The 19,630-nt window shown below is 57.6% G+C and carries 20 protein-coding genes and 1 pseudogene; 15 read left to right on the top strand and 6 right to left on the bottom strand.

What is annotated here, in order from left to right; translation table 11 throughout:
- Nucleotides 1-77: 77 nt before the first annotated feature.
- Together B1756_RS13735 and glmS are read left to right on the top strand one after the other, a co-directional pair.
- Complete coding sequence (locus tag B1756_RS13735; protein WP_086889061.1) at nt 78-788, top strand: phosphoribosyltransferase family protein; 711 nt, start codon at nt 78-80, stop codon at nt 786-788.
- Nucleotides 789-1,058: 270 nt separating this feature from the next.
- A complete protein-coding gene (gene glmS, locus B1756_RS13740) occupies nt 1,059-1,508 on the top strand; it encodes a methylaspartate mutase subunit S (RefSeq protein WP_086889062.1) in 450 nt (149 codons plus the stop codon).
- Between the two features lie 143 nt (nt 1,509-1,651).
- Here the strand turns inward: glmS and B1756_RS13745 are convergent, their stop codons facing one another.
- Complete coding sequence (locus B1756_RS13745; protein WP_086889063.1) at nt 1,652-2,086, bottom strand: universal stress protein; 435 nt, start codon at nt 2,084-2,086, stop codon at nt 1,652-1,654.
- A gap of 93 nt (nt 2,087-2,179) precedes the next feature.
- Entirely contained in the window at nt 2,180-2,770 is a 591-nt protein-coding gene (locus B1756_RS13750) for a 50S ribosomal protein L15e (protein ID WP_086889064.1), read from the bottom strand.
- A gap of 850 nt (nt 2,771-3,620) precedes the next feature.
- Between B1756_RS13750 and B1756_RS13760 the strand changes: the two genes are divergently transcribed.
- Nucleotides 3,621-4,844 carry an FAD/NAD(P)-binding protein gene (locus B1756_RS13760; protein ID WP_228434375.1) on the top strand — a complete coding sequence of 408 codons (1,224 nt, stop codon included), beginning with the start codon at nt 3,621-3,623 and terminating at the stop codon, nt 4,842-4,844.
- A 269-nt stretch (nt 4,845-5,113) separates the two neighbouring features.
- Here B1756_RS13760 and B1756_RS13765 read toward each other — a convergent pair whose 3' ends face one another.
- Nucleotides 5,114-6,022 (bottom strand): serine/threonine-protein kinase RIO2, encoded by a 909-nt coding sequence (locus tag B1756_RS13765; RefSeq protein WP_086889067.1) that lies wholly within the window; start codon nt 6,020-6,022, stop codon nt 5,114-5,116.
- A gap of 136 nt (nt 6,023-6,158) precedes the next feature.
- A pseudogene (locus B1756_RS19090) lies at nt 6,159-6,653 on the bottom strand (ISNCY family transposase); the annotation flags it as partial.
- Between the two features lie 73 nt (nt 6,654-6,726).
- Here B1756_RS19090 and B1756_RS13780 point away from each other — a divergent pair.
- The 11 genes from B1756_RS13780 (at nt 6,727) to B1756_RS13830 (ending at nt 17,080) form a co-directional block, all read left to right on the top strand.
- Nucleotides 6,727-8,055 (top strand): IS4 family transposase, encoded by a 1,329-nt coding sequence (locus B1756_RS13780; protein ID WP_086887708.1) that lies wholly within the window; start codon nt 6,727-6,729, stop codon nt 8,053-8,055.
- A gap of 741 nt (nt 8,056-8,796) precedes the next feature.
- Nucleotides 8,797-10,800, top strand: coding sequence for an eCIS core domain-containing protein (locus B1756_RS13785; protein WP_228434376.1), 2,004 nt, complete (start codon nt 8,797-8,799; stop codon nt 10,798-10,800).
- A 16-nt stretch (nt 10,801-10,816) separates the two neighbouring features.
- On the top strand, nt 10,817-11,506 hold the full coding sequence (locus B1756_RS13790; RefSeq protein ID WP_086889071.1) for a DUF7958 family protein: 690 nt from the start codon (nt 10,817-10,819) through the stop codon (nt 11,504-11,506).
- Between the two features lie 4 nt (nt 11,507-11,510).
- Nucleotides 11,511-12,278, top strand: coding sequence for a DUF7958 family protein (locus B1756_RS13795; protein WP_086889072.1), 768 nt, complete (start codon nt 11,511-11,513; stop codon nt 12,276-12,278).
- Between the two features lie 149 nt (nt 12,279-12,427).
- Nucleotides 12,428-13,180: a DUF7958 family protein gene (locus B1756_RS13800; protein WP_186336463.1), complete on the top strand. Its 753-nt coding sequence runs from the start codon at nt 12,428-12,430 to the stop codon at nt 13,178-13,180.
- Nucleotides 13,181-13,202: 22 nt separating this feature from the next.
- Entirely contained in the window at nt 13,203-13,838 is a 636-nt protein-coding gene (locus B1756_RS13805) for a DUF7958 family protein (protein ID WP_086889073.1), read from the top strand.
- 4 nt (nt 13,839-13,842) lie between these two features.
- Nucleotides 13,843-14,625 (top strand): DUF7958 family protein, encoded by a 783-nt coding sequence (locus B1756_RS13810; protein ID WP_086889074.1) that lies wholly within the window; start codon nt 13,843-13,845, stop codon nt 14,623-14,625.
- Nucleotides 14,626-14,690: 65 nt separating this feature from the next.
- The gene (locus tag B1756_RS13815; protein WP_086889075.1) at nt 14,691-15,380 is read left to right on the top strand and encodes a DUF7958 family protein; all 690 of its coding nucleotides are present in this window, start codon (nt 14,691-14,693) and stop codon (nt 15,378-15,380) included.
- 4 nt (nt 15,381-15,384) lie between these two features.
- Nucleotides 15,385-16,149, top strand: coding sequence for a DUF7958 family protein (locus tag B1756_RS13820; RefSeq protein ID WP_086889076.1), 765 nt, complete (start codon nt 15,385-15,387; stop codon nt 16,147-16,149).
- Nucleotides 16,150-16,519: 370 nt separating this feature from the next.
- Complete coding sequence (locus B1756_RS13825) at nt 16,520-16,813, top strand: amphi-Trp domain-containing protein (protein WP_086889077.1); 294 nt, start codon at nt 16,520-16,522, stop codon at nt 16,811-16,813.
- A gap of 6 nt (nt 16,814-16,819) precedes the next feature.
- Complete coding sequence (locus B1756_RS13830; RefSeq protein ID WP_086889078.1) at nt 16,820-17,080, top strand: ubiquitin-like small modifier protein 1; 261 nt, start codon at nt 16,820-16,822, stop codon at nt 17,078-17,080.
- A gap of 1 nt (nt 17,081) precedes the next feature.
- Here the strand turns inward: B1756_RS13830 and B1756_RS13835 are convergent, their stop codons facing one another.
- On the bottom strand, nt 17,082-18,386 hold the full coding sequence (locus tag B1756_RS13835; protein WP_086889079.1) for an acetamidase/formamidase family protein: 1,305 nt from the start codon (nt 18,384-18,386) through the stop codon (nt 17,082-17,084).
- A 125-nt stretch (nt 18,387-18,511) separates the two neighbouring features.
- A complete protein-coding gene (locus B1756_RS13840) occupies nt 18,512-18,739 on the bottom strand; it encodes a DUF8007 family protein (RefSeq protein ID WP_086889080.1) in 228 nt (75 codons plus the stop codon).
- A 124-nt stretch (nt 18,740-18,863) separates the two neighbouring features.
- On the opposite strand from B1756_RS13840, the gene B1756_RS13845 reads away from it, so the two are divergent.
- Nucleotides 18,864-19,550, top strand: coding sequence for a DUF8052 family protein (locus tag B1756_RS13845; RefSeq protein WP_228434377.1), 687 nt, complete (start codon nt 18,864-18,866; stop codon nt 19,548-19,550).
- Nucleotides 19,551-19,630 lie beyond the last annotated feature (80 nt).

Raw genomic sequence — 19,630 nt, forward strand, 5'->3', positions numbered from 1 at the left:
CCACCCCGCACGATCGTGCTCACCGATCACATGGAACCGATCGAAATATCCATGCTTGTGGAATCGTGGATACCAGTATGAACCGCGCGGAGAAGGCTGCCCTTCAGCTACGTGCCGTCGACGTCTTGCGGATGCGCAAGGAGACCCGGACCTACGACGAACTCGCCGCCGAGACCGGCCTCCCCGCCGGCGACCTCAACCGCTACGTCAACGGGCACGTTCTCCCCGGTACCGACCGCGCCCGGGAAATCGTCGAGGACCTCGGTCGATCGGCCCTGACCGACGAACTCGAGGCGCGCATCCGGGTCGACGAGGAGGGCTACGTCGACACGACGGGCACCGTCTTCGACCAGCCGCTGCTCGACCTCGCCGCACCCGTCGTCGCGAACGCTTTCGACTTCGAGCGTCCCGACGTGGTGTTGACCGCGGCGACCGACGGGATCACCGTCGCCGCCGCGCTCGCGAGCTACTACGGTACCCGCTGTGTCTTCGCGAAAAAACGCAAGGAGACCGCCGTCGAGGAGTTCATCGAAGCCCGTGAGCGCCTCGAGTCGGGCATTCAGCTCACCTACTACCTGCCGACGTCTGCGATCGACCCCGGCTCGACGGTGCTCGTCGTCGACGACCTGATCCGGTCGGGCGAGACCCAGGAACTCCTCCTCGACATCGTCGAGGCTGCCGACGCCGAGGTCGGCGGCGTCTTCGCGCTCATTTCGGCCGGCGACGACGGCATCGAACGCGCACGCGATCGGACCAACGCGCCGGTCGGTGCGCTCGTCACGATCTGAATCGGCGGTGGGCTTGCCTCCGACATTTTCGACGATCGACGACATCCGGTTCAGAACGAACGATCATTGACGATCTTCTGCAGACCGTTCCAGTTTTCAAACGATCGTCCGTTCTCCGCTGCTGTGGCCGCGTTGTTACACTTGAACCTCCAATCCGATCGCTGTTGTTCCAATCGAGACGCACCGCCTGCCGTCGAAAATCGTGGTACTGGGTAGCAAATTATTAATCATTAGGTTTATGGTGGTCGCCCTGTTCCGTTGGGATACGCCATGACGAAGACAGTCATCCTCGGCGTGATCGGATCCGACGCCCACGTCGTCGGGATCACGATCCTGGAACGCGCGTTCGAGGCAGCCGGATTCGACGTCGTCAACCTCGGGGTCCAGACCTCCCAGCAGGATTTCGCCGACGCCGCGATCGACCACGACGCCGAGGCAGTACTCGTCTCGTCACTCTACGGCCACGCAAAACAGGACTGTGAGGGCTTCCACGAACTCCTCCTCGAGGAGGGGCTCGAGGACGTCACCACCTACATCGGTGGGAACCTCGCGGTCGGCCAGGACGACTTCGAGGAGACCCGACGTTTCTTCCGTAACCTCGGTTTCGACCGGGTCTTCGACTCCGAGACCGACCCCGAAGAGGCCATCGAGGCCCTCCAGGCCGACCTCGACATGCGCTCGAGCGAGGACGAACGCGAGCGCAAGACGATCGAGGCCTGACGGGAACTGCTGTTTTCGATACGGTCACTGTCGACGGTGAGAGCCACAGCGGTTGCTCTCTGCCGACCAACGACCGACTGGAGATACGACTCTCAGCGGTGCTCGAGAGGCTCCTGAGAAGGGACAGCCGACCGATTCCGGCGTTATCGAACGATCGTCACCGGCACCGGCGACCGACGGGCGACCGTTTCCGCGACGCTTCCGAGGAGAATTCGACTCGCGCCAGTTCGGCCGTGACTCCCGATCGCAACGTGGTCGACGTCGTGGTCTGCGGCGTAGTCGACGATCGACCGTGAGACGCTCCCGATCACCTGTTCGGTCTCGAGGTCACAGTCCATCGTTGCCGCCGTCTCGGTTGCGTCCTCGAGCACCTGCTCGGCGAGGTCTTCGTGGTGTTTTCTGATCTGGTCGTAGTTGGCCATCGTGCCGCCCTCGATCCCTGTTGCGCCGTAGAAGTCCCCCGGATCGACCACGTGCAACGCCGTGATCTGTGCCTCGGGATACTCCCGGCAGGCGAACTCGATGGCTTTGGTAGACTGCTCTGAATCGTCGACCGGGACGAGTACGTGTGATGTCATAGACTCGGCTACGGCACTCCGGGAGTTAAGTCCACGCCAAATCGCGAGTCGCTGAAAAGTGTCCGCGTGATCGCTCGAGCGAGTGCTGGACCGTTACTTCGCGCCGCCTTTGCCGCCGTTGTTCGACGGACGGACCTTTTCTGCGCCTTTGCCGCGGGTGCGCAGGCCACGGTTGTCCTTCCCGGCGTTGGTCAGGCCGCGGAACGCGCGGTTGGTCTGGGCGTCGTCACAGATCCAGTTCAGGTCGTCGTCGTTCTGGATCGCCGGGTGGTTCGGATCCACGAGGATCACTTCGAACCACTTCTGGCTACCGTCTTCACCGACCCAGTAGCTGTTGAGCACCTCGAGGTTCGGGTACTTGCGGGCGACGCGCTCTTCGCCGATGCGCTGGATGTTCTTGCGTCGACCGATGCGGTTGACGCCCTGACGCTTGGTTCGGCGACCGGCCGTGAACCGCTCTTTGCGCGCCGTCCCTTTTCGAACGGCGACGCGAGCGACGACGATGCCCTGTTTGGCCTTGTAGCCGAGTTCACGGGCCTTGTCGAGGCGCGTCGGACGATCGATGCGCTCGATGGCACCCTGTTTGCGCCACTCCTGTTTGCGCTGCCACTGCAGTTCCGCGAGCTTGCCGTCGCCTGGGTTCTTCCAGGCATCCTTGATGTGTGAGTAGAAGCTCTTTGCCATAGCTATCTCCCGCGGGCGTTTCGTGGTTCAATCCCACTCTGGGATCACATCCCGACCTGTGGCGGCTCGTGCCGAACCCGAACAGGTGCCCGCTGGCGCCCGCGACCCAGCGAGTCTACACTGCAGTACCCAGGTCTCGAGTAAAAGCCCTTCGAAGGCCATCTGTATGCGCCACTGTGACACTCCTCTCGGGGCTGTATCGGTCTTCAAGCTCCTGCGGCTCCGAACGAGACGGGTGGGAACTCTCGCTCTCACCGACCGTCAGCACTCTCCCGAGCACGACAGCCGTGTGGTTCGGAAACGAACGGAGAGTGAGTACTGCACCTCGAGCGAACGGTGTGTGGCCCATTCGGCTGGAACGATAGTCACCTCGGTGAATACCGTCACCGACGAGCCTCGCTCGGACTCGCTCACCGACACTCCGCGAGGAGCTGAACACTGTCGCCAGCGGCGCGGATCCACGCGTCGGTCTGATCGTTCACTGCCATTCCACATCGGCACCAGTTGTTAAGATAGGGGGTGGAGATAATAATCTTGATTATGTTCTGGTGGATTGGTGGCATCACTGTGTCGACGATGCCAGTTGAAGTTGTGCCACTCGAGGACGGATATCGGTCCGGAACACGTCGTATCTCGTTCCTCCGTGACCCGGGCGTGGATGGGAAAGCGACCCACACCGTCTTTCCGACTCGGCTGGCCGATCGAACGGGTGAGCAGATCGCCGAAGACCACTGGTTCCGTGCCACGACGGTCTCGTGCTGGCACGGCAACGATCGAGGGGAGTGGGCGGCACTTGCGTCGTCCCGGGCCAGACGCCGCTCTCTCGTCGATAGATTGGTCGACACCGATGATGAAGGCGGATTCTGACGCCCTCGTCACGATCGTCGGCGGCGGTGTCCACGGCGTTCACCTGGCGGTTCGACTCCTGCAGGCAGAGCTCCTCGAACCCGCCGAATTACGTATCGTCGACCCATCTGGGCTCCTCGAGTCGTTCCGCCAGAAATGTCGGCAGTGTGGAATGAACGAGTTCAGATCACCGTTCGTCCATCACGTTGGCACCGATCCGTTTTCGCTCAGGGATTTCGCTCAGGCACGGGGGCGCGAGGACGAACTCCGTTCGACGAGGATCGGCGCAGAACGACCGACGGCGTCGCTGTTCTTCGATCACGCGGAGTGGATCTGCGATCGACTCTCCCTGGAGTCGATCCACGTCGATGCTCGAGTCACCGATATCGTCGATCACCGCCACTCCGTCGAAATCGAAACGACGCAAGGTTGCTTTTCCACCCGCTGGTGTCTGCTCGCGATCGGACACGGCGGGTCGTTTACTTACCCGGAATGGGCGACAGAACTGGCCTCGACAGAGCCGGTGGCTCACGTCTGGGAGCCGTCGTTCGATCCCGACGCGATCGGTGAGACGGCCTCTATCGGCATCGTCGGTGGTGGTATCACCGCTGTACAGCTTGCGACGACACTCGCTCGATTTCCTGGACGGGACGTCGTTCTATTCGCCAGAAGTCCGTTTCGCGTGGAGACCCTCGAGGCGAGTACCGACTGGATGCATTTCTCGGGTGTTACGGAGAACCTTCACGCCCACCCGCCGGCATCGCGTGCTCGCGAAGAAGTAATCACCGAGGCTCGATACGACGGCACCGTGCCACCGTACGTGTTTCGGCGACTGCAGCGAGGGCTCGAACGTGAACGGATCCAACTCGAACGATCCGAGATCGAAACCGCGACCGAAGCCGGTGGAACGGTCGTCGTCACCTGTCGCGACGACACCACGCTCTGTCTGGACAAACTGGTCTGTGCCACGGGGTTCGGATCTCCGTACGACGGCGAGCTGTTTCGTCACTTGCGCCGAGCATCGACGCTACAAACGGGCTATCGCGGAGCTCCTGTTCTCGACGATGATACGCTCCGGTGGATACGTCAGGACGGAACGCCATCGCCAATCGCGGTCTCGGGCGTCGCCGCACAGCACGTTCTCGGCCCGTTCGCACGGAACGTCATCGGTGCCAGACGAGCGGGGGAGTTGATCGTCGAGTTCCTCGAGTCGGCGGTCGAAGCGTAGTCCACGGCCGGTCGACCGGCTGCTTTCTCGACTGGCGCGAGACGATCGAGCGCGATGAACGGCGGCTGTCAGTCGCTCGTTCCACTGTCGAGAGCCCACCGCTCCGAATTCTATATCGCCACATATCGTTTATTTTTGCTCTGCCACGCACTGCAGGTGATGATTCCGTCGGGTATCGAAGCGCGACAACCGAGAATTCGCCGGCGGAACGCGATCACTGGACCAGCGGACCGGCCGCTGGGTCCACGGGCCAGAACGTGTTAGGCGACCTATTCGAGTGTCGCGAGGGTTTCGAACTGTTCGTCTTCGATCGCCCCAGCGACGGTCTCTGTTTCCAGGTCGTCGGTTTCGACGCGGGGGTATTTGCGTGTGAAGTAGCCCACGATGTTTCGCACGTCACGACGCAAGAACTCCCCAGCGTTCTCGTGGTCGGTCGGGACTGCCTGGGGCCAGTCGAAGATCGTGACCCCACCCTCGTCGACGAAGACGTTGTACTCACTCATGTCCGCGTGGACATACCCGAGTTCGTACGCCCGCGCGAGTTCCGAGAGCAAGAGCTCGAGGACGCCCCGGACCTGCTGGTCTTCGAACTTCGCCCGCGAGAGCTCGACACCGTCCATCTTCTCCATGACGATGGCGTGGCGGTTCTGGTCGATCGGGCGAGGGACCGATACCTCGGGGTACAGCGTCTCGAGGATGTCGTGTTCGCGTTCGGCGGCCTTTCGGGCGGTGTACATCCAGGAGACGTGGTCCCGGTCGGCCGTGTAATCACGTTCTTTGTGGACCTCCCGGAAGTTCGTATATCCCTCGCGGTGGTACTTCAGCGCGATGGGCTTGTAGGAGCGAACCTCGTAGACGTCGCTCTCTTTCCCGACGCCCAGCGGCGAGCCGAATTCGCTGATCGTGTCGCGCTGGACCAGCGCTCGCAGCGCGAGCAGGTCGTACCCCTCGAACTGGAGGGTATACCCCTCGTACTGGATGGTCTTTTTCTCGATCAACCCGCGTTTCAGACACCGCTCGAGGCGGTAGTCGACCTCCTCTTCGGTGAGGCCGGTGAACTTCGGGAGTTTCTCGCGCTGGACCCACTCCGAGAACCGCATCCCCTGTTCGACGCCCGACAGGAGGTAGAAGTCCTCGTCGTCGAGTTCCGGCAGTAATCCGGCGACGTTCCGCACCATGGGGGGTCTACCCGTCGGGGACGTAAAAACGTCCTGACGGCGAGACGGGTTGGACGAGGTGGTACTCAACGCAACTCCAGACGACCTCCACAGGTGAATAAACCACATGGTGCAATACAGAATCACGGCCCCTGATGTTCCCCACTTCGCCATCTAGTTCGAGTTGGACGAGGATATCCACCAGCCGCCAGCAGTTGTATAGGACACAGGCGAACGCGAAATTGACGTACCGGAACCGGTGGTCGTGCGACTGTGTCTCTGCGAGGAACGTCTTCAGCTTCTTGAACCCGTTTTCGATATCCCAGCGGCGCTCATACCGGACCAGTACCCGCCCGATCTGGTGCTTCATCTCCCGTTCGTCAGCGGGATCGACGTCTACCCACGGCAGGTTCGTTTCGAAGGGTACCGTCGGCGCTTCGACTCGTGCCGGCTCGTCGATCTCCTCCTCGTCCGCTACTTCATCGAGAAGATTGCTCAACGGCGAGTCGGCGTCACGATCCGCCGAGAGCGGTGTTGTATCGCCGATGTCCTCGAAGTCTTCGATGAGTTCCTGGCGAATCGTCACGTCCGTGCCGTCATCGGCCTCATCTTCGCGTTCCCACTCGCGCCTCGGGAGGGAGACCGCCATCCGTTCTAGTTTAACAGGTCGGGGTATCCAGAGACGCCAAGCTAGAATCGTCAGTAACTAGGAATGTGAGAATCCGGTGGGAAGTGTGTACAAACCACCGGATTCAGTAGTTGTGAACCGAATTCAAAGAGCGTTTCCATCCGATGAGTTGCGCGAGCGTGCTCGCGCAACGAATCTTATCCAGCGAGAGCGGAAACTCGACGTCGTCGCGTTGTTTTACACGCTCTCCCTCGGCTTTGCCGCTGGTTCTGATCGATCCATTCAGGCGTTTCTCGAACGCTACGTCGAGATGGCTGACTGCGACGAACTCTCGTATGCGACGTTTCACGGCTGGTTCAAACCAGGGTTCGTCGCACTCCTTCGAGAGATTCTCGATGAGGCCATCGAGAATCTCGACACCGGCCAAACCGAGCTGAGCGGACGTCTCGAACGATTTCGAGACGTCCTCATCGTCGACGCGACGATCATCTCGCTCTACCAAGACGCCAAAGATGTCTACGCACTCGATGATGACCGAGCCGGGGCGAAACTCCATCTCACCGAATCGCTCTCAACGGGACTTCCAACGCGATTTCGGACGACCGACGCGAGCACCCATGAACGGAGCCAGCTACCCACCGGCGAGTGGGTAGCTGGCGCCCTCATTCTGTTCGATCTCGGCTACTACGATTTCTGGCTGTTCGACCGCATTGACGCCAATGATGGCTGGTTCGTCTCTCGCGTCAAAGAAAACGCAGACTTCGAAATCGTCGAAGAACTCCGGACGTGGCGAGGGAACAGCATTCCGCTAGAAGGCCAGTCGCTGCAGGCCGTCCTCGACGACCTGAAGCGACAGGAAATTGACGTACAGATCACGCTCTCGTTCGACCGCAAACGAGGGTCGGGCGCCAGCGCGACCCGAACCTTCCGATTAGTCGGCGTTCGCAACGATGACAGCGGCGAGTATCATCTGTACCTGACGAATCTGGAGAGAGACGACTACCGCGCGCCCGATATCGCACAGCTCTATCGGGCGCGCTGGGAGATCGAACTGCTGTTCAAAGAACTCAAATCACGGTTCGGTCTGGACGAGATCAACACGACCGACGCCTACATCATCGAGGCGCTGATCATCATGGCAGCACTCTCGCTGCTGATGAGCCGGGTTATCGTCGACGAACTCCAGAAACTGGACGCAAAGCAGCGAGACTGCGCCGACGACGCCGCGGCGTCGTCGACGCGGCTTCCTCGACGACGATGTTCACACGCTGTCGAACGCCACGCTCATCTGATCCAGTTGTACCTGATGTTGGATCTGGGGTACGAGCTACCGGATCTCGATTCGTTGTTGCTGTGGTCGTCACGAGATCCAAATCCACACCGTCCGAGGTTACGTGAACAGGTGGAGTCAGGCGAGTTCTGGTAACGAACTCGCCTGACGAGACGGGCTGGATCGCCCAGGCTGGTCAGCGACGGCTCTGGAACGGCGGCGCACTCACGACTGCGAGTGCGCCGCCTTCGACGGGAGACATGACCAAGAACCGGCTGGTTTGCTTGAGCAGCAGCTATCTCGGTATGATTGCGGTGAGACTCGACGCATTTTCGGCGTGATCACCGTCTCAGTTAGTCGCTAAGCTAGAACGGATGGGGAGACCGCCTTCCGCGTCGGTCCATCATCGCTTCGTGTATAATCCCCAGAATATACCAGCAACCCTGCTCCTTTTTCTTGTACCGAGCTGAAATATTGATGACGGGGTCGGGAACCACTCATACGGTTTACTGGAAGTCATTTCCGGCGCACCCACGACCCGGTCGGCGGGTGCGCCGGTAAATCGTTACAGTAAACCGTATAAATCCCATCTGCTTGCCAATGGTAAGCTACATAATTCCTCTCTGCATGTGTCTGTAATAGATGGGATTTCGCCGCCCTCGGAAATCCAACTCTGATTCAGGAAATTCATCATCTCGCTCATCAGCGTCTCCATCGTCGAAGCCGTCGACAACGGCTCGTCGATCCAACCGCAACGCCACCCGCACTACAACCGACTCACAGTCATCTGCTGCTCGGCGAAGCCGGTCTGGTGCCGAGACCGATAGCGAGTACGCCGGCCGAATCTGGCTCTCAGCCGACGACTGCGAAGCGGTACTCGGCCACTCGGTACCCACAGTGTCTCTCAGGCGAACGCTCGAGCAGGTAGTAAACACCGAAGGTCGTGAGACAGTCGAACAGTGGGCCGACGAAGGGATGCCAGTCGAGATAATGGGTGATTCTGAGAAGATGGCTGCGTTCCGAACGCGGCAAGCGCAGTCTCCTGAAGCAGTCCCAACTGATATCGAACGGCAGAACGAGCTGTCAAAACACCGAAACAGATACACTCACCTGGATGATGACCAGTCTGGAGAGACAGCCGTTCCCGACCCTGTTCGCCGAGTTCTCTCCACACCTGGCCAGTCGCTGGATACGGCGGTCCAGTCGGACTTGGCCGAGCGTCTGGGTGACCGTTTCGACGACGTCACGATTCATACCGGCCCGGAAGCGGCGAGAGCCTGCGAGTCGGTCGACGCTCGAGCGTTCACCGTGGGCTCGCACGTCGTGTTCAATCACGGCGAGTTCGATCCGGACAGCGCCACAGGCAAGTACCTGCTTGCCCACGAACTGGTGCATACTCGCCAGCAGACAGACGGGCGCGTCACTCGGTTGCCAGCCGACAACCAACTCGAGGTGCGAGATTCCTCGAGTGCGTACGAGCGTGAGGCGGACGAGTTTGCCAGTGAGGCGCTCCGATCGGATGCTGGCGTGGGGTCGCTCACGCCGAGCCAAGCAGCCCTGTCCGTCCAGCGGATGCACAAACACGAACTCCTCGAGGTCCTCGACGACGAACTCGAGGAGGACCTGCCCGAGGAGTTCGAGGACGGCCTGCCGGAGGAGGTCCTCGAAAAGCTGCCGGAGGCGCTGCGTGAGGGGTATGAAAACGGCCATCCAGCGTTTACGCGGGCCTACGAGCGAACGTTCGACAACGCGACGTTTCCTGAGCTGACGAGGGAAGCGGTCCGGAACAACGAACGATACGGCGGTGAAGGGTCGGCCCACTGGACCTGGGAAGAGATCCAGAACTCACTCCTGTTCAATGACCGCGAGGGAATCGAGAACCTCAGCGAGCGCGAGCAGCGAACACTGGCGCTGTTCATGAACGAGTCCGATGAGATTGCCGCCCAGTTCGGTGAAGCGATCGAGCGTCACTGGCAGGGCCTCTCCGGTGGTGAGTACCTGGCCGCCTCGATGGAGAACGCGACTGCCGGGGCGATAGTAGACATTTCGACGGGCCAACCATTCGTTTCGACGGCAGCCGGTGTGTTCTCCGGACCGATCCGAGCGCAAGTGGAGTACCAGGTGGACAAGCGCCTGCCGAAGGACTACGATGAGTATAACAAGATTGAACTTATCAATGACACGTTCAGATCGATCACAGAAGATGGTGTGAGTTATACTCGAGGCAAGGAAGAAGAACACGGACTAGAAGCCAACGAAACATCGTTTGACGATTCCGAGTTCGGAGAGGAAATGCAGGCAGAACACATCGATAGGTTGAACAACGAGGCGTCTCTGCTGAATCGCGAACAGATCGAAGAAAATCTCGAAGAACTCAGTATGATAACTAGTGAGGGATGGGTTGAGATGAGGCAGGATCAAAGAGAAGAGTACCTCAAAACGTTACAACAGACGGGCCTTATGTCACGTGTATTAGTGGGCACGATGGCGTCAGTCGATCCAGACACAATTGACGACATCAGTGTGACAGACTACGCCAAAACGGGTGCGTCCAGTGCCGGCGTGACGGGAACGACATCAACTGGAAGCAAAGCCAGTGCAGACGCGATTGAATCGAATTCCATCGATCTGTCCGCAAGTGTAACCACTGGCCTGACTAAAGGGGGATTGAAAGGTGTTGCTACGGTTTTGACAAAGCTCGGTCTGGAAGAGTCTGGGACGAGAGGGCAACTCACAGCAGTTGGTGACGCCCTCGAAGACCGCCTCGCCAAACGCGTCAAAGGAATACGTAGGGAGCGAGCGAGCGAGCTTGATTCCTCGCAAGAGTATGACGAACTGGTCCATGCGCTCTTACACGTATTAGATGAGGAGGGCCTATTGGAGGAACATTATCATGGGTAACGTACCACCGTCCCGAATGGAAGCAGATGTTGTCGGGCTGGATAGCCCAGGGGTAGCTATCCAGGTGATCGATCACCGGGATTATACCCATCACCTGTTGTTCGACTGGGATGGTGAATTCATCGGTCACGTTCAAGACCGATTTGCAGAGGAGGTCCAAACTGATCCTGAACCTGCGAAAATCCTTGATCGCGTTCGATTCCGCGCACGCAACGTCGGGCATCACGAGACTGACGCAAAACTTCTCAGCCCCATCTTTGACTGGGTCGTTCTCGAAGAAGCCATCGATGTCCTCGAGCATCTAGACCTGTCAGCCATCATGGGTCACTTCATGGACTTTCTCGAAGCAATTCGAGATCCTCCCGTTGATAACGTGGAATTCACCGCCTTGTACCTCCATCTGGATGACGCAAACGAGGAACTGATTGATCAGTCCGATCCCGTGACGTTCTATTTCGAGGATCAGGATCTTGTTCACACACCGGTTAGCCTCGAGCGTGAGCCCGACGTGTACGTGACAATTTCAACCCTCAAACGGCCATTCGCCTGTGATCACACCTTCCGGGATCTTATCCTCCACCAGCTCAAGTGCCAGATTCGAGATCTCTACTACAGACAGGGTGGTCAGCCTCCTGAACAGTATCAGGTTGACGGGGTCGGTATTCACGACACTGGAATCACACCATTTAAATGCCAATCAATATAACGCAATGAAGACTAAAATTATTGGAATTAGAGATAGTATTGTCGGGGTGAAAGTCATTGATCCCCGCGGAAACCCACATTTAGTCGAAATTGATGTCGATGACGAAAAAAAGGAGGACTTGCATGCGCAAGAATCGTACCCATATAACGAGTCCGAACGAACGGATCGAGAGGAACAGATTATGAACCAAGTCCGGGCTCGGGCACGATTTGAGGCGCATAGAAATACGGAGTACGACATCCTTCACTCTGGATGGGATCCAGCCCAACTTCGACGTGGAATCGACGCTCTCGAGAATATGTCGCTCAACGAGTTCGACGAGGCCTTCCGGGAATACTACCATGCACTCATCAATCCTGAGCGTACCAAAGACGAGTACGGCATTACCGAAGGGACGGTCGAGTTCCCCGGTGAGCCAGAGGTCGTGTTGATCATGAAGGGATTCTGTATCAATGACGACAACGAGGTCGTGAGCATCCTGCCCGACATGTACGTTTACTACTCAAACGAGCACGCAGAGAAGAACTATACTACCGGGACACCTGCAAGCTGCTCGGACGACACGACACAGATCACTCCGATGCTCCCACCATTCAAACTCCCCGACGATTTCATCTATCCGGAGGACTTCCGTGGGTTCATGATACACAATCTGATATGCCAGATTCGAGATGTCTATTGGAATATGGGGGAAGATCCGCCTGCGGCATACGACATCGACGGGTTCGGCAAAGGAACCGGGAATTTCGACTACGAGGAATACAACTACTGACTGACACAGTATCGTCCACCAACTTAAATGGCAAATTCTATATTTCTACTACAGATAGGGTGGCCGACTTTCTGAATAGTACTAGGCCGACAAGGTTGGTATTCACGATACCGAACTCGTCCCATTCGGAAGTCAAGCACAATAGAACCATGCAAGCAGAAATCATCGGAATTGAGGATGGTATCGTTGGTGTCAGAGTAGTTGACCCACGTGGAAACACTCATCTGGTTGAAATAGATTTTGATGAGCAAGACACGATTGATCTTCATGCCCAGGAGGCGTATCCTCTAGAGGCGTCTGATCAAACTGAGGACGTACAACGGATTATGGACCAAGTGCTTGCTCGCGCCCGATTCGAGGCCCACACACAAACGGAGTACGACATCCTCCGTTCGGGGTGGGACCCGACCCAGTTACGCCGGGGCATCGACGCCCTCAAGCGTATTTCAGACGACGAATTCGACGATCTCTTCTACGAGTATTACACGGCGTTGCACGATCCGACGCGCCTCAAAGACGAGTATGATATCGGTCCAGACACTGCCGAAGTCGAGGGGAACCCCCGGATCGCACTCGTGATCAAGAGCTTCTGTATCGACGATCAAAATGAGATTGTGAACGATTTACCCCTGTTCGTCTTCTACTCGAGCGAACAGGCCGACAAAAATTATACGGCTGGTCCGGATCCCGACTGTCCCAGTGGTACTACTGAAATCCCGTCGATGCTCCCGCCGTTCAAAGACGCACCAGAAGACTTCGTCTATCCAGAGGACTTCAGAGGCCTGATGATCAATAATCTCATCTGCCAAATTAGAGACGTTTATCGCAATATGGGTGAGCGTCCGCCGAAGCAGTACGATATCGACGGCTTCGGAAAGCCCCACGGGAACTTTGATCGGTGATACTAATTGTAGTATTCATCGGATGAATGAAAAGTACACGAACCACGTGTTATTCGACCGGGATGGGGAACTCATTGGTCACGTACACGAACGATTCACAGAAGCAACCCAAACTGATCCAGAACCTGCCCGAATCCTCAAACGGGTGCAGTTTCGGGCACGAAACGAGGCTCATCGCCAGACTGAAGCCGATCTTCTCCTCCCCATCCTCGACTGGACCGTCATTGAAGACACCATCGGCGTACTCGAATCGTTCGATGTTCCACAGATTATGGAACACTTCGAGGACTTTTACGAAGCAATTCAGGATCCACCCGTCGAAAACGTTGCCTATACTGCACTGTTCCTCTTCCTGAACGATGGTCGTGATGAACTTGTTAGACAATCTGATCCAGTAACGTTCTATCACGAAAACGATAACCTCACTCATACTGAGTTTTCTTTCGAGCGCGATCCCGACGCTTATGTTACAATCCCGCCGCTCGAGGAGATCTTTGCCCTTGATAAGCGGTTTCGGGACCTTATTGTCCACCAGCTTAAATGTAGAATAAGAGACCTCCACTACATGCAAGGGCGTCAGCCTCCAGAGAAGTATCGGGTCGACGGGTTAGGGGTCAACGATTCTAAAATTGTTCCCTTCAACGAACAAGCAAAGTAGATTTATGAAGGCAGAAATCATCGGCACCGAAGATGGCATTATTGGTGTAAAAGTTATCGATCCACGTGGAAATCAACATCTCGTTGAGATTGACGTTGAGGACGAGGATTCTAAAGATCTCCACGCCCAAGAATCGTATCCGCTCGACGCATCGAAGCGAACCAAAGAACAGGAACGTCTCATGAATCAAGTTGCAGCTCGAGCTAGGTTCGAAGCCCATACTCAGACGGAATATGAGATCCTTCGGGACGGCTGGGACCCTCGACAACTACGACGGGGGATTGACGCTCTCGAGAACATGCCAGCGGAGGAGTTTGATGAAGCGTTCCGTGAGTATTACCACGCACTCATCAATCCGGAAAAAACCAAGGAAGAGTACGACATTACTAAATACTCAGTCGAATTTCCTGGTGAGCCCCAGGTCTCGCTGATTATGAAAGGATTTTGTATTGATGAGTCGAACAAAGTTGTGAATGTTCTTTCTGATTTCTGTATTTACTACTCAAATGAGAATGCAGAGATGAATTATACGACAGGAACATTTGCAAGTTGTTCGGATAATTTGACACAAATAACGCCAATGATTCCACCATTCAAACAACCTCCTGATGTTGATGATTTCGTCTATCCTGAGGATTTCCGAGGGTTCATGATCCATAACCTCATATGCCAAATTAGGGACATTTATCTGAATATGGGTGAGGACCCACCAGACCAGTACAATATTCAAGGGTTTGGGAAGGGGACCGGTAATTTCGATTATGACCAATATCTACCATGGGAATGACTGAAAATCGTTCTGACGAGTGCTTCGATATTCAGTTGAGGAATAGAAGATGATGTGACATACGAATGGAAGCAGACGTTATCGGACTGGATAGCGTAGGGGTAGCTATCCAGGTGATCGATCACCGGGATTATACCCGTCACTTGCTGTTCGACTGGGGCGGTGAACTCATCGGTCACGTTCACGAACGGTTTTCAGAATCGAGTCAAACTGACCCAGAACCCTCCCGGATTCTCAAACGCGTGCAGTTCCGTGCTAGAAACGAAGCACATCGACAGACTAATGCTGGTCTCCTTCTGCCCGTTTTCGACTGGCAAGTCATCGAAGATACCATTGCGATCCTTGAATCATTTGATATTCAACAAATCATGGAGCAGTTCGGAGACTTTTACGATGCCATTCAATCCCCACCTGTGGATGACCTCGCTTTCACTGCACTCTTTCTTTCACTAAACGACAAGCGTGACGCGATCGTTAATCGGTCGGATCCGCTATCCTTCTACTTTGAGGACGAAACCCTCCTGCACACTCATTTCCGTTACGAGGAGGAGCCCGATGCCTACCTGACGATTCCACCGTTCGAAAGGCCGATAGCCTGCGATAAAGGGTTCAGAGATATATTGGTTCATCACCTCAAATGTCGTATAAGAGATCTCCACTACATGCAAGGGCTTCAGCCTCCATCAGAATATCAGGTCAAGGGACTTGGAATCAATAAACAAAAAATCGTCCCGTATAATGATCAAGCACTATAGAACCATGAAAGCAGAAATCATTGGAATCAGAAATGGAATTATTGGTGTGAAAGTAGTTGACCCACGGGGTAATTTGCATCTTGTAGAAATTGATATTGAAGAAAAGGGGACTAATCATACTCACGCCCAAGAATCCTACCCTTTAGATCCGAAAAACCAAACTGAAGAACAACAGAGCATAATGAACCAAGTTGAAGCCCGCGCCAGATTCGAGGCGCACACACAGACAAGTTACGATATACTACTCTCTGACTGGGACCCACGACAGTTGCGGCGTGGGATTGATGCCTTGGAGAAGATGCCACTCGACCAGTTCGACGATGCCTTTCGGGAGTATTATCATGCATTGATCAATCCAGAGCGAACTAAACAGGAATATGGAATAACCGAAGGCGCAGTTGAATTTGAGGGGGAACCTCGGATCGCACTGGTGATGAAAGGTTTCTGTATCAACGATAAAAACGAGGTCGTTGATGTCCTACCGGATATGTATATTTATTATTCGAAAGAGGACATCGAGGAGACGTACACGACTGGAACACCGGCAAGTTGTTCGGAGGATACGACACAGGTAACTCCGATGGTACCTCCGTTCGTAGAAGTGCCCGAGGATTTCGTTTACCCAGAGGATTTCCGGGGCTTCCTCATCAACAATCTTATCTGCCAGATTAGAGACATATACCGGAATATGGGTGAAACGCCGCCCAAACAGTACGACATCGAAGGATACGGCAAACCAAAAGGGAACTTCGATCGTGACGAGTACTAACGCGAGTCGAGACGCACGACACTCTCCTCAGCACAACTTCGAGTGGGTCGTTCTCGACGAGGCCATCGATGTCCTCAAAATTTTCCAAGTGTTTGATAGAATAGCGTAATTCACTGACTCGTCGAACTGCGAAATAGTCATCAAACTGGTGAGGAGTCACCGTTCAACCTATGCATTAGAACACATTTTCGGAACCCGTCACGGCCTCCCTGCCAGAGAATCAGAACAGCAAGACCGTTCCCCTCGGGCAACGGGCGGGCTCGGGAGGTCACTGCGCCGTCGACCAGAAATGCGGTCACCGGGTCCGTATCGAGAGTGTGTGGTAACCGACCCCAACCGACATAGCTACCGACGGCGTACGCACAGTCCCATGAACGACTCGGATGCAGAATCACACGAACGGACGACGATCACCACCGGCCGCAACTTCGAACAGGAGTTCCGCCTCGACGCGAGCGACGCCGGCTCGTTCCTGATCGAACTCGGCGAACAGCTCCGTGACGGCGACGAACTGACGATCGAAACCGACGAGTGGGAACTCCCCTTCGCCTTCGGCGATCCCGTCGAACTCGAGATCGAGTTCGAGGGCGTCGGCGAACCGACCCTCGAGATCGAACTCGAACTTCCGGGACGGACCGACGAGACCGCACCCGAGGTTCGCTAGTCGCCGATGGAAGTAACCGTCTACGGCCCGCTGCGCAGCGCCACCGGCGACAAACAGGTTCGGGTCGCGTTCGAGGGCAGGACGGTCCACGAGGCACTCGAGGCGCTCGTCGAGGCCTACCCGCGTGCCGAACAGTATCTGTACCGGCACGACGGCACGCTCGCCTCGAGCGTTCGAATCTCGATAGCTGGAGAGCGCGTCGACCTCGACGACCCGTGTCCGGCCGACGCCGAGGTCACCGTCCATCCGGCGGTTCAGGGCGGGTAGTTCAGAGTTCGTACTGCTCGCGAACCAGATGGTCGATTCCACACTCCTCGAGTCGGTCCATCGGGGCGAGCATCGTAAGCTGGACGACACCCGGGAGGCGACCGATTTCGACGCCGCCGGTGAACGTACAGCGGGTGCGGACCTCCCCTTCGCTCATCTCGAGCAGGTCGCCGGCCCGGTCGAACGCGTTCTGAGTGGCGTCGTTGACCGTCGCACCCGAGCCGATCACCTGGATCGGCCCCATATCGGTCTCGACGTCGACGCCGTACTCCTCGCCGAGGGCCTGCCCGCGCTCGCGGTCGTCCTCGCTGTAGGGTTCGGCGATGTGTGGGAGGTCTTCTTCGTTCGGCAAGAGGAGCGGTCCGTCGAGTTCGAGGCCCTCGATCACCTCGACGTCGAATTCGGTGATCCCGCTGACGTCGGTCGTATGCAATGCGAGTTCGCCGTCGCCCTGGTTCGCGTGCAGGTCACCGACGTAGATCCCGCCGCCGTCGACTTTCACGGGACAGACGAGGATGGCTCCCTCGCGGACGGCGTTGATGTCCATGTGGCCGTCGGTCCGGGCCTCGAGTTCGGACTCGTCCTCGAGTCCCCAGTCGTGGTCGGCACCGACGAGGAACTGGCCGAAGTCGCCGGCGTTGTGCGAGTCGGGGAGTTCGACCGGCGGCGTGGTTCCGATGTTGCCGACGAACGGCCGGAGGTGCCCGAGCGTTCCCGGCATCTCCGATGGAGCATAGAGGAGGATCGGGTGCTGTCGGGAGTTCTCCGGGAGAGCCATCGCCTCGTCTGCCCGTTCGGCGAGGTCCGCGGCGGCGTCCTCCTCGAGCGTGATCCCGACCTCGTAGTCGTCGTCGAACGCGGTGGTAATCCCGTACTCGAAGCCGAACGACGACGCGTTTTCGCCGCACTCGACACAGCGGATCGCCTTCTCGCCAGTCCCCTCGACGACCGTCTCGGGCCACTCGGTCCCACAGCCCGGACAGCGATGGTCGACGAACGGATCGTCGCCGAAGGCCCCCTCGCGTTCTTCCATCGACCCCGTGGCCGTCGCGACGCTCGTTACCTCGATGTCCGTGATCCTGATAGCGATCGCGTCACCGACTTCGGCACCTTCGACGGCGATCGGCTTCGTTACCTCGTGGCCACCGCGAAACGACGGCGTGATCATCGGCCCCCAGCACGCAGGCGGCGTATGCGTCCGGACGGTCCCGCCGTCTGCGACCGTTCCCGCCCACTCCTGGTCCGGTCCGACCAGTCCGAGCGTGTACGCAGCGACCTCGAGTTCGGTTTCGATCTGTTGAGACATACCTGCCTGCGCATTCGCTCGAGTGGTCGATAAACGTTAACACGTGCCACTTCGAGTGACTGTCCGGGTGCTCTCCGGATTCGACGACAGAATACCGACGAGAGACAGGTGACGAAGTTCGCTGGTCAGCGATTCTTCCACGTCAGCCGGTCGACGTACGCGCCAATCCGATCGTTGACGCTCGAGAGCCACGCGCCGGGGGAGACAACCCGCAGTTCGCGTTCGTCGACTTCGATGCGGTCCTCGCCAAAGGGGTCACGTTCGGCGTGGTCCTCGTCTTCCCGGCCGGCGCTGGCGACGTCGACCGTCGTCGACATCGAGCAGCGGCCGCAGGCTTCTCGCTGTCGTTCCATACCAGACGTACGGTGCGGACGGTGCTAAACGCTTGGGTCACGAGTATCGGTTCGTTGTGGACCGGATGATCTGTCAGCCCGGCCTGCCGACGAATTTTTATCCGGTCCGTGGGTTCGTCCCGTCATGGACGAACGGGCCGAGCGAGACGGGGGGTCGTTGCAGTCGGGAGCCGACGAGCCAGGCAGTCCCGAGACCCGACGTGAGGACGACGCCCTCGAGGGCCACGAACTCCCGCGGGAGGTTCGCGAGGCGGTCCCCGACTGGGAGGACCCGTATCTCGACCGGGTGAGCGCCCGACTCATGCACAGCTACGACCTCGAGAAGGACGTCCGCGTCGGGAGCGAGCAGTTCGACCTCTACGGGGAACTCCGCGTCGAGAGCAGCAAACACCTCTTCCATCCGTCGGTGACCTACGCGAACCACCACATGCGTGAGTTCCTGTACGCAGACCGTCGTGCGGGCATCTCCGTCGCCGACGTCGAGCGACTCGTCGACCTCGGACACGAACTCGCCGACGAGCGCGTCGAGGCCAGCGACCAACACCGGGCGACCGAGTTTACGTTCGTGCTCGTCGTCCCGGAACTTCCCGAGGAGGTGCGGACGTTCGTCGACGGCTTCACCGACCGAACCCTGCTGAAGTACGGCTTCCACGGCCACTACGAGATCCACTGCTGTGTCGTCGCTCCGGACGAGGAGGCAGTCGTCTCGAGCGCCCGGACTGAGATCGGCGGAGCATTCGCTCTCTGGGATCCCCTCGAAGAGCCACGGGGCGGTATTCTCGGGCGACTCTCCGGACTCTTCTCGCGATAGGTGACTGCTGGCGCACTCGACGTGGTCGACTGCGTCTCGAACGGAGCGCGGTGACGGCTCGTCGGCGCACTCGACGGTCG

The sequence above is a fragment of the Natrarchaeobaculum aegyptiacum genome (genome assembly GCF_002156705.1).
Lineage (GTDB): Archaea > Halobacteriota > Halobacteria > Halobacteriales > Natrialbaceae > Natrarchaeobaculum > Natrarchaeobaculum aegyptiacum.

What these genes read in the sequence shown, in the direction of transcription:
- B1756_RS13735 (WP_086889061.1), top strand. Translation starts at nt 78, where the DNA reads ATGAACCGCGCGGAGAAGGCTGCCCTTCAGCTACGTGCCGTCGACGTC.
- glmS (WP_086889062.1), top strand. Translation starts at nt 1,059, where the DNA reads ATGACGAAGACAGTCATCCTCGGCGTGATCGGATCCGACGCCCACGTC.
- B1756_RS13745 (WP_086889063.1), bottom strand. Translation starts at nt 2,086, where the DNA reads ATGACATCACACGTACTCGTCCCGGTCGACGATTCAGAGCAGTCTACC.
- B1756_RS13750 (WP_086889064.1), bottom strand. Translation starts at nt 2,770, where the DNA reads ATGGCAAAGAGCTTCTACTCACACATCAAGGATGCCTGGAAGAACCCA.
- B1756_RS13760 (WP_228434375.1), top strand. Translation starts at nt 3,621, where the DNA reads ATGAAGGCGGATTCTGACGCCCTCGTCACGATCGTCGGCGGCGGTGTC.
- B1756_RS13765 (WP_086889067.1), bottom strand. Translation starts at nt 6,022, where the DNA reads ATGGTGCGGAACGTCGCCGGATTACTGCCGGAACTCGACGACGAGGAC.
- B1756_RS13790 (WP_086889071.1), top strand. Translation starts at nt 10,817, where the DNA reads ATGGAAGCAGATGTTGTCGGGCTGGATAGCCCAGGGGTAGCTATCCAG.
- B1756_RS13795 (WP_086889072.1), top strand. Translation starts at nt 11,511, where the DNA reads ATGAAGACTAAAATTATTGGAATTAGAGATAGTATTGTCGGGGTGAAA.
- B1756_RS13800 (WP_186336463.1), top strand. Translation starts at nt 12,428, where the DNA reads ATGCAAGCAGAAATCATCGGAATTGAGGATGGTATCGTTGGTGTCAGA.
- B1756_RS13805 (WP_086889073.1), top strand. Translation starts at nt 13,203, where the DNA reads ATGAATGAAAAGTACACGAACCACGTGTTATTCGACCGGGATGGGGAA.
- B1756_RS13810 (WP_086889074.1), top strand. Translation starts at nt 13,843, where the DNA reads ATGAAGGCAGAAATCATCGGCACCGAAGATGGCATTATTGGTGTAAAA.
- B1756_RS13815 (WP_086889075.1), top strand. Translation starts at nt 14,691, where the DNA reads ATGGAAGCAGACGTTATCGGACTGGATAGCGTAGGGGTAGCTATCCAG.
- B1756_RS13820 (WP_086889076.1), top strand. Translation starts at nt 15,385, where the DNA reads ATGAAAGCAGAAATCATTGGAATCAGAAATGGAATTATTGGTGTGAAA.
- B1756_RS13825 (WP_086889077.1), top strand. Translation starts at nt 16,520, where the DNA reads ATGAACGACTCGGATGCAGAATCACACGAACGGACGACGATCACCACC.
- B1756_RS13830 (WP_086889078.1), top strand. Translation starts at nt 16,820, where the DNA reads ATGGAAGTAACCGTCTACGGCCCGCTGCGCAGCGCCACCGGCGACAAA.
- B1756_RS13835 (WP_086889079.1), bottom strand. Translation starts at nt 18,386, where the DNA reads ATGTCTCAACAGATCGAAACCGAACTCGAGGTCGCTGCGTACACGCTC.
- B1756_RS13840 (WP_086889080.1), bottom strand. Translation starts at nt 18,739, where the DNA reads ATGGAACGACAGCGAGAAGCCTGCGGCCGCTGCTCGATGTCGACGACG.
- B1756_RS13845 (WP_228434377.1), top strand. Translation starts at nt 18,864, where the DNA reads ATGGACGAACGGGCCGAGCGAGACGGGGGGTCGTTGCAGTCGGGAGCC.